The sequence below is a fragment of the Cupriavidus sp. HPC(L) genome, assembly GCF_000307735.3.
In the GTDB taxonomy this organism is placed as follows: Bacteria; Pseudomonadota; Gammaproteobacteria; order Burkholderiales; family Burkholderiaceae; genus Cupriavidus.
The window spans coordinates 1-7,950 of sequence record NZ_AMPR02000136.1 but is presented as its reverse complement, the minus strand read 5'-3'; the positions used below and the strand labels follow the sequence as shown (position 1 = coordinate 7,950).

The 7,950-nt window shown below is 68.2% G+C and carries 9 protein-coding genes and 1 tRNA gene; 7 read left to right on the top strand and 3 right to left on the bottom strand.

Annotation, left to right across the window (positions count from 1 at the left end):
* A partial coding sequence (locus B551_RS10065) for a cytochrome c5 family protein (protein WP_023263999.1) occupies positions 1–470 on the bottom strand: 470 nt, incomplete at its 3' end.
* A 363-nt stretch (positions 471–833) separates the two neighbouring features.
* Here B551_RS10065 and B551_RS10055 point away from each other — a divergent pair.
* Positions 834–909: transfer RNA gene (locus B551_RS10055), tRNA-Arg, on the top strand.
* Positions 910–915: 6 nt separating this feature from the next.
* Here the strand turns inward: B551_RS10055 and B551_RS10050 are convergent.
* Complete coding sequence (locus B551_RS10050) at positions 916–1,644, bottom strand: trans-aconitate 2-methyltransferase (protein ID WP_023263998.1); 729 nt, start codon at positions 1,642–1,644, stop codon at positions 916–918.
* Positions 1,645–1,816: 172 nt separating this feature from the next.
* Here B551_RS10050 and B551_RS10045 point away from each other — a divergent pair, with 172 nt between their 5' ends.
* The 6 genes from B551_RS10045 to B551_RS10020 all read left to right on the top strand — a co-directional run bounded on the left by B551_RS10045 (position 1,817) and on the right by B551_RS10020 (position 6,823).
* Positions 1,817–2,191 (top strand): VOC family protein, encoded by a 375-nt coding sequence (locus B551_RS10045; RefSeq protein ID WP_006577973.1) that lies wholly within the window; start codon positions 1,817–1,819, stop codon positions 2,189–2,191.
* 37 nt (positions 2,192–2,228) lie between these two features.
* Positions 2,229–2,918 carry a YafY family protein gene (locus B551_RS10040; protein ID WP_006577974.1) on the top strand — a complete coding sequence of 230 codons (690 nt, stop codon included), beginning with the start codon at positions 2,229–2,231 and terminating at the stop codon, positions 2,916–2,918.
* A 115-nt stretch (positions 2,919–3,033) separates the two neighbouring features.
* Positions 3,034–3,729 (top strand): MOSC domain-containing protein, encoded by a 696-nt coding sequence (locus tag B551_RS10035; RefSeq protein ID WP_006577975.1) that lies wholly within the window; start codon positions 3,034–3,036, stop codon positions 3,727–3,729.
* Positions 3,730–3,831: 102 nt separating this feature from the next.
* A complete protein-coding gene (arfB, locus tag B551_RS10030; protein WP_006579117.1) occupies positions 3,832–4,230 on the top strand; it encodes an alternative ribosome rescue aminoacyl-tRNA hydrolase ArfB in 399 nt (132 codons plus the stop codon).
* 248 nt (positions 4,231–4,478) lie between these two features.
* Positions 4,479–5,681: an MFS transporter gene (locus tag B551_RS10025; protein ID WP_006579118.1), complete on the top strand. Its 1,203-nt coding sequence runs from the start codon at positions 4,479–4,481 to the stop codon at positions 5,679–5,681.
* A 74-nt stretch (positions 5,682–5,755) separates the two neighbouring features.
* Complete coding sequence (locus B551_RS10020; protein WP_006579119.1) at positions 5,756–6,823, top strand: GlxA family transcriptional regulator; 1,068 nt, start codon at positions 5,756–5,758, stop codon at positions 6,821–6,823.
* A gap of 31 nt (positions 6,824–6,854) precedes the next feature.
* Here the strand turns inward: B551_RS10020 and htpX are convergent, their stop codons facing one another.
* Positions 6,855–7,733, bottom strand: coding sequence for a protease HtpX (htpX, locus tag B551_RS10015; protein WP_006579120.1), 879 nt, complete (start codon positions 7,731–7,733; stop codon positions 6,855–6,857).
* Between the last annotated feature and the right edge of the window lie 217 nt (positions 7,734–7,950).

The following is a 7,950-nucleotide window of genomic DNA, read 5'->3' as shown; positions in this document are numbered from 1 at the left end:
GAGTTGACCAGATGCACCATCGCACGGTCCAGTTCGTAATCGGAGAAGTCGTCCGGCGAGGTGCCGGCGCGCGGGGGCATCGCGCCCTTGCCGGCGATCACCGATTTCAGCAGGCCGTCGTGGCCTTGGCCGAGGCGGGCGCTCCAGTCGCCCGCGGCGCCAAACTTCGGCGCACCGGCCGCGCCGGTGGCGTGGCAGGCCGCGCAGACGGCGGTATAGACCTGTTCCCCGGTCTTGTAGACGCGCGGGGCATTGGGATCGCGCAGTTCGAGCGAGGCAACCGGCTTGATGCGGTCAACCACCGCTTCCGCCGTATCGGTGGAGCCGGCGCCTTCCGGGCCACCGTAACCGACGAAGCTGACCAGCAGGATGATCACGGTGATCGGCACCACGAAGGCGGCAATCACCACAGCGATCAGCTGCTTCGGGGTCTTGATGGGAGACTCGTGTTCGTTATGGACGTCGCTCATGCTGAACTCTCGATTTTGCAGGAAACCCGTGACCGCTCCGCTTGGCGGCCTTTCGTTGGTCCGTGTCTGGGCCTGACTGCCGCCCCCTCCGCGCTTTCGAGTCTGCCGAGCCTGACAGCCACACCCCATGCCGCCTGGCGCGCCGTCCGAGTGGACGAGACGCAGCCCCGCTTTTGCGCAAATAACGGGCGATTATAGCCGCAAAGCCCCTCCCGATGGCGCGAAAAGCGCCTCGGACGAAACCCGTAGGGCCCGGGAAAAGATGCGCCGGCATGGACGCGCCACGGCAAACGCGGTATCCTATGCGACTTTCCGACGACGGCATTCGCCGCAGTCGACCGCGCGGCTCCCGCCGCCTCTCGTGCGCCCGTAGCTCAATGGATAGAGTACTGCCCTCCGAAGGCAGGGGTTGCTGGTTCGATCCCAGCCGGGCGCGCCAATCACGCTATCTCGCTACGGCGACGAGAAGCATCATCGGCCTCTCGATTTCCTCTTCCAGCCCGGGATTCAATCTGATCTGTTCCGCGGAGGGAGCGAATTCTTCGACGTCCTGGACCGTAAATCCGGCTCGTATCAGCGTATTGAGCGTGGTGGCGATGGTCCGGTGGTACTTCAACACGCCTTTCGCAAACCAGTCGGTCCGGCGTTCCCCCTCGACCGAATAACGATTGACCGGCCACGTCTTGCGGCCGTCCCCGTCGACGATCCAGCGTGGATCGGCGGCAGCCGTGAAGATGGGATGTTCAATCGTGAACACCATGCTGCCGCCCGGCGCCAGGGCCCGATAAATCATCCGGGCCAGACGTTCGAAGTCCTTGATGTAGTGGAACGTCAGCGCGCTGTAGGCGAAATCAAAAGCCGACTCGGGTAACTCCACCGTCTCGATATCTGCGATCCGATATTCGATGTTCGGATCCGTCGTGTCCGCTCTTGCCCGCGTTAGCATGTTCTCGGAGATATCCAGCCCAAGAACCGAAGCTGCGCCTTGCTCGCGCATCCATCTCGTTGCCCAGCCAAAGCCACAGCCGAAGTCGACGACACGGCTACCTGTCAAATCGGGCAGCATGGCTCGTATGGCCGGCCACTCGGGCGCGCCGTCGAGGCCATGGATTTGGCGAGGCAATTGGCTGTAGCCAATAAAGAAATCCGGATTGTCGTAAATGTTCTGCGCCATGATGGAGACCCAGATATCGTCGCATTCGCGCTAGGCTAGTTTAGTACCGTCGATGTCTCCGCCCCGCCTCCCGGATACCCGGATGCCGGCCAACATCGGGCCTCCTGACACCACGCTGTCAGCAGCCCCCTCGCAAACTGCGGTCTCCTTCAACGACCACCGAGGTGGCATCATGCAAAACGTTCTGATCAACTGGCTGGAGATTCCTGTCGTCGATATGGCGCGCGCCGTGCAGTTCTACGAGCGGGTCTTCGAGACGAAGCTGCGCCGGGAAACGATGAGCGAGATCGACATGGCAATCTTTCCGCATTCCCATTCCGGTGGCGCGCTGGTGGCCGGCGAGGGGTTCAAGCCGAGTACCGAGGGCAGCTTGCCTTATCTGCATACGCCGGCGCTCAACGACCTGCTGGCACGCGTGGCCGGCGCGGGTGGCAAGACCGTGTTCGGTCCGATGGAGCTGCCCGACGAGATCGGACGGATCGCCCACATCATCGACAGCGAAGGCAACAAGATCGGCCTGCACGAGCCCGTGCCGGCCAACCGCTGACCGTGCCTTTGACCGTGCCTCTGTCCGACCCACGCTCATGAGCCGCCGCGCCGACCGCCTGTTCCAGATCGTCCAGGTCCTGCGCGGCCGCCGCCTGACCACGGCGGCGCTGCTGGCGCAGCGGCTGGGCGTGTCGGAGCGCACGATCTATCGCGACATCCAGGCGCTGTCGGTGTCGGGCGTGCCGATCGAAGGCGAGGCCGGCATCGGTTATCGGCTGCGGGCGGACTTCGACGTGCCGCCGATGATGTTCTCGGGCCTCGAGGTCGAGGCGCTGGTGGCGGGGCTGAGGATGCTGAAGGCCTGGGGCGGCGGTGCGCTGGCCGCGGCGGCCGACCCGGCGCTGGAGAAGCTGGTGGCGGCGCTGCCGCCGACGCGCCGGTTGTCGGCGCAGCAGAGCCGGGTGTTCGCGCCCGCCTATATGCACGAGACCAAGGTTCGCGAGGTCTTCGACGTGGTGCATGGGGCGATGGGCGAGCAGAGGCTGTTGCGGCTCGACTATTGCGATGCCCAGCAGCGCCTGACCGAGCGCGTCGTGCAGCCGCTGGGCCTGTTCTTCTGGGGCAACGTCTGGCTGCTGGCGGCGTGGTGCACGGCGCGCGAGGACTACCGGAGCTTTCGCCTCGATCGCTGCCGGGCGATCCGGATGCTGGACGATCATTTCCACGAGACCCCTGACCGTTCGCTGAACGGCTTCCTGAAGGCGGTGAAGGCCACGGGGTTCTGAGGGTCGCGAAGCGACCGGCAGCGTTCCTGTGTTCGGCGCTACACTTGCCGCCTTGATGACGCACAGGTATTCCGCGCGCGTCTGCCCCATTCCATCCCGTCCAGGAGAATCCGCCGTGAGCCCGTCCCAGGTCACGATCCGCGAGGTATTGACCGGCACCGCGACGCCTTATGGCGGGCCCAGCACGCCCGGCAAGCAGAGCGCGATCGACAAGCATCCCGTCGGCACTCCCGTCGCGGTGGGTACGCTGGGGCTGCACGGCGACGAACAGGGTGACCGCCGCATCCATGGCGGGCCGGAGAAGGCGGTCCATTGCTACCCGTGGCAGCACTACGCGACATGGCGGCAAGACATCGGCCCCTTGCCGGTGCTGGAGCGCGCCGGCGCGTTCGGCGAGAACCTGAGCTGGGCCGGCGGCGACGAGCATGGCGTCTGCATCGGCGACATCTGGCGGCTCGGCTCGGCCACCTTGCAGCTGTCGCAACCGCGGCAGCCATGCTGGAAGCTGAACGTGCGGTTCGGCCGCGACGACATGTCGGCGCTGGTGCAGCAGAGCCTGCGCATCGGCTGGTATTTCCGCGTGCTGGAGCCGGGCACACTGCGGGCCGGCGATGCCGCGGTGCTGCTGGAGCGGCCGCATGCCGACTGGTCGGTGGCGCGGCTGGCCGGCCTGGTGCGCGACCGCGAGACCGATCCGGAACTGCTGGACGCGGTACTGGCCTTGCCGCTGGTCGATTCGTGGCGGCGGCTGTTCGAGCGCCGCCGCCAGAGCGGGGCAGTCGAGGACTGGACCCCAAGATTGCGGGGATAGCCGCGCGCATCGCGGAGTCCGGCCGCTCCGGCCGCCGGAACTTTGCCCGAAGCGCGCCGGACTGACCTTGAAGCGCGCCGCCCCACCCCAAGTTGACCGACCATGCCCGTCGCCATCCCCCACCACGAGTACCAGATCACCGCGATCCGCGCCCAGGGGGCGGGCGGGCAGAACATCAACAAGGTATCGAACGCGGTGCATCTGCGTTTCGACGTCCGCGCGTCCTCGCTGGCCGACGACCACAAGCAGCGCCTGCTGCAATTGCACGACCATCGCATTACCCGTGACGGCGTCATCGTGATCAAGGCGCAGCAGCACCGCAGTCTCGAACTGAACCGCGACGAAGCGGTCCGGCGGCTGCACGAGCTGGTCGACAGCGTGGCGGTGCCGCCGCCGGTGCGTCGACCGACGCGGCCGACGTTCGCGTCGAAGCTGCGGCGGCTGGAGGGCAAGACGCAGCGCAGCCAGATCAAGGCCTTGCGCGGCCGGGTGGCGGAGTAGGGCGGCGGCGGGCGTTCGCGCTCTCGTCTTCTCGTCCTGGGACCCGCGCCGCTCGCACCCCGGCGCCCTCGCGTACTTCGCACCCCTCGCACAACTCGCACCCTCGCGCCCCTCGCACCCCTCGTCCCCTCGCGCCCCTGGTCCGGCCGCTTGGCAGAAATCCACGGATCGTTGTCCGAAGGCCAGCTCGCGGGACTTTTAAGCTCGGTGGCATCCCTGCCAATCCACAGAAGCCGAGGAAAGTCCCGATGAAGCCGATGTCCCCGATGACCCACGCTCGCGTGCTGGCGATCTGCCAGGCGCTGTTCACCTCCGCACTGTCCGTCGACCTGACGCTGACCGGCCTGGTCGGCTACACGCTGGCGCCCGACAAGGCGCTGGCCACCGTGCCATTCGCGCTGATCACGGTGGCATCGGCGGTCACCGCGATCGCGGCGGCCTTTCTGATCGAGCGGCTCGGGCGGCGGCTGGCGTTCTGCCTGGGCGGCATCGCGTGCACCGCCGGCGGCCTGATCTCGGTCTGGGCCATCGCCCGTCACGATTTCCTGGCCTTTTGCGCCGGCACCGCGCTGGTCGGCGTGTTCCAGGCCTTTGCGCGCTTCTATCGGCTGGCCGCCGCCGATGCCGCGCCGGCCGCCGACAAGCCGCGCGCGATCTCGGCCGTGCTGACCGGCGGCGTGGTGGCCGCGGTCTGCGGTCCGGCGATCGCCGCCTGGTCGACCGACCTGATGAGCCCGCTGCCGTTCGCCGGTTCCTATGCCGTGGTGGCGGCCTTCGGCGTGGCGACGGTGCTGCTGCTGGCCTTTGCCTATCGCGAGCCGCCTCCGCCGCCGGCGGGCAGCAATCCGGAGTCCCAATTGCCCGCGCGCCCGCTGGGCGAGATCGTGCGCCAGCCGGTGTTCCTGGCCGCCTTCGCCAACAACGGCATCGGCAACGCGGTGATGATGTTCGTGATGACGGCCACGCCGATCGCCGCGGTTGCCTGCAACCACACGATCGCGCAGGGCGCGCAGATCATCGAATGGCATCTGGTCGGCATGTATGCGCCGTCTTTCGTGTCGGGCTGGCTGCTGCAGCGCTTTGGCAATCCGGCGATGCTGATGGCCGGCATCGGGCTGTCGGCGCTGTCCAGCGTGATCGCGCTGGCCTCGACCTCGCTGCCCGCGTTCTATGCCGCGCTGCTTTGCCTGGGCGTGGGCTGGAATTTCATGTTCGTCGGCGGCACGACCCTGCTGACCAGCAGTTATCGCGATGCGGAGCGGGCGCGGACGCAGGCGGTGGCCGAGTTCTCGACCGCGGTGTTGACCGCCGCCGCGACGCTGGCGGCGGGCCAGATCCTGCACCACTACGGCTGGGATGCGGTGAACCTGGCGGCCTTGCCGGCGCTGGCCGTGGCGCTGCTGATCACGCTGGGCTGGCAGCGGCGCAGCCGGGCGCTCGCACCGGTATGATCGGCCGCATACCGGCCTTCACGCTCGCTCTGGCGAAGACCTTGCCCCCTTCGCCAAGGAAGCCCACCAAGCCCATGCCCAGCCATCTGCATTCCGTCTCGGACACGCCCCGCGTGGTGTTGATCGTCGCCCCGGACCCGGCGCAGGAGCTCGACGTCACCGGCCCCACGGCCGTGTTCGGCCAGGCCAACCGGCTGTCCGGGCGGCCTAATCCGTCCTATCAGATCCGCATCGCCAGCGTCAGCGACGACGCGGTGATCCGTACCGAGAGCGGCATCCGATTGTTGGCTGATGCGCCGTTCCACCGGATCGCCGAGACCTTGCCGGGCCCGGTGGACACGCTGCTGCTGGCCGGCGGCGCCGGGCATGCGGCGGCGGCCGACAACGCCGCGTTGATCCACTGGCTGCGGGAGATGGCACCGCGCGTGCGACGGCTAGGCGCGGTGTGCACCGGCGCCTTCGTGCTGGCGCGCACCGGGCTGCTCGATACGCAGCGCGCCACCACGCACTGGCGCCATGCCGAGAAACTGGCGCGGCGGCATCCGCGCGTGATGGTCGATGCCGATCCGATCTGGATCCAGGCCGGGCGCCTGTACACGTCGGCCGGCGTCACCGCGGGCATGGACCTGTCGCTGGCGCTGGTCGAGGACGATCTGGGCCACGCGGTCTCGCTGGCGGTGGCGCGCGAACTGGTGCTGTTCCTGCGGCGGCCGGGCAGCCAGGCGCAGTTCTCCAGCGCGCTGCAGGCGCAGGCGGCGCAGAGTCCGGAGCTGAGGGAGTTGCAGGGATGGATCGCGGACCATCTGGACGCGGACCTGTCGGTCGGCGCGCTGGCCGAGCGTGTGTCGATGAGCCCGCGCAATTTCGCGCGGGTGTTCGCGCGGCAGGTGGGGCAGACGCCGGCCCGCTACGTCGAGACGCAGCGGGTCGAGGCGGCGCGGCGGACGCTCGAACAGAGCGACCGCCGGCTGGAGACGGTGGCGCGCATGGCGGGATTCGGCAGTGCCGACGGCATGCGGCAGGCCTTTCTGCGCCATCTGCGCACCACGCCGGAACGCTATCGCGCCGCGTTCCGCGCGCAGTCGACGCAAACGCAGACGCAGACCGGGGCGCCGCGGGAACCGGTGAACGCGGCCGCCTGATGCGGCCGCGGCCGGTCTGCGCGGATCGGTTTCAGCGGGTGCCTTGCAGCGCCGCGATGCGGGCCTCGATCGGCGGATGGCTGGAGAACAGCGCCATCCACGACTTGCCGCCAGAGATGCCCATCGCCTGCATGTTCTGCGGCAGGCCATCGGCTTCCATGCCGCCCAGGCGGCGCAGCGCCGCCACCATCGGCGACGGCGTACCCATCAGGCGGGCGGCGCCGGCGTCGGCGCGGAATTCGCGATAACGCGAGAACGCCGCGACGATGATGCTGGCGAGGATGCCGAACACGATTTCGCAGATGATCACGGTGACCATGTAGCCGATGCCGGGGCCGCTCGATTCCTCGTCGTTACGGCGCAGCATCGAGTCGACGAAGTAGCCGACCACGCGGGCGAGGAAGATCACGAAGGTGTTCACCACGCCCTGGATCAGTGTCAGCGTCACCATGTCGCCGTTGGCCACGTGCGCGACCTCGTGCGCCAGCACGGCCTCGGCCTCTTCGCGCGACATGCTTTGCAGCAGGCCGGTCGACACCGCCACCAGCGAGCTGTTCTTGGTCGCGCCGGTGGCGAAGGCATTGGGTTCGCCCTCGTAGATCGCGACCTCGGGCATCGGCAGGCCGGCGCGCTGGGCCAGCTTCTCGACGGTCTGCACCAGCCACAGTTCGGTGCTGGTGCTCGGATGGGTGATCACCTGCGCGCCGGTCGACCATTTGGCGATGGTCTTGGACATCAGCAGCGAAATGAAGGCGCCGCCGAAGCCCATCAGCGCGGCGAAGGCGAGCAGCATGCCGAGGTTCAGGCCGTTGGCGGTCAGGAAGCGATTCACGCCGAGCAGGCTCGCAGTAATGCTCAGCACGATCATGACGGCGAGGTTGGTCGCCAGGAAAAGCAGGACGCGTTTCATCTTGGTTCAGTCAACAGGGAAAAGGCGCGGACAGGGCCGCATGGCGAAGGCCCGCGAAGGCTCGCGGGGCTTCGGGTTCGGGATCGGCGCGGACGGCCGGGATTCAGCCGCGCGGCGGGCGCGGCAGCAGTGGCAGGTCGGGTTCGGGCAGCCGCAGCGCGGCGTAGGCGGGCGGGCCGGTGCGGCCGCCGGCATCCGTCATGGCGGGCGCCGAGGG